The following is a 1,002-nucleotide window of genomic DNA, read 5'->3' on the forward strand; positions in this document are numbered from 1 at the left end:
CCCTAGGTGTACTGACCATGGAGGTTGGTGACGGCGACACGAGGTCGATGATCTTGTAATGGGTGAGGGCCTTCTGGCTCGGTGTGGATTGCGACATCTGCACCGGCGACCAGAAAGGCCCTCATGCCGCACCGTAACGCACCCCTGAGCGAGACCGGACGTCTACGCCTGGCCCGCTGTGTTGTCGAGGACGGCTGGCCGTTGCGGCGGGCCGCCGAACGCTTCCAGGTCTCACCCACGACGGCCCAGCGGTGGGCCGGCCGCTACCGCGCCTTGGGCGAGGCGGGGATGGCCGACCGGTCCAGCCGCCCGCACTCCAGCCCCCGGCGCACACCGACCCGGATCGAGCGGCGGATCATCAAGGTGCGGGTGTTGCGGCGCTGGGGCCCCGCACGGATCGCCGGCCTGCTGCGGTTGAACCCCGCCACCGTGCACCGGGTGCTGGTGCGTTACCGGCTCAACCGGCTGACCTGGATGGACCGCGCGACCGGCCGTGTGATCCGCCGGTATGAGCGCGCCGCGCCAGGTGAACTGGTGCATGTCGACATCAAGAAGCTGGGCAACATCCCCGACGGCGGCGGCCACAAGGTCCTCGGCCGCCCGGCCGGGCGCAAGACCCGCTCCGGAGCCGGCTACAGCTACATCCACACCGCCATCGACGATCACTCCCGGCTGGCCTACAGCGAGATCCTCACCGACGAACGCAAACACACCGCCGCCGCGTTCTGGACCCGCGCCCAGACATTCTTCACCTCCTGCGGCATCACCGTGCAGCGAGTGATCACCGACAACGGCCCGTGCTACACATCCACGCCCTGGCGCGATGCCATGACCGCCGCCGGTATCACCCACAAACGCACTCGCCCCTACCGGCCTCAGACCAACGGCAAAGTCGAACGCTTCAACCGCACCCTGCTCGAAGAATGGGCCTACGCCCGCCCCTACCGAACCGAAACCGAACGACGCCAGGCCTTCCCCGACTGGCTACATGCCTACAATCAC

General features: G+C 68.0%; 1 protein-coding gene. It reads left to right on the top strand.

Annotated elements, in window-relative coordinates:
- Positions 1-123 precede the first annotated feature (123 nt).
- Positions 124-1,002 (top strand): IS481 family transposase (locus ABEA24_RS53330; protein ID WP_345444763.1); only part of this gene is annotated, 879 nt, incomplete at its 3' end.

The organism is Actinoallomurus vinaceus (genome assembly GCF_039542055.1).
GTDB classification, from domain to species: Bacteria; Actinomycetota; Actinomycetes; order Streptosporangiales; family Streptosporangiaceae; genus Actinoallomurus; species Actinoallomurus vinaceus.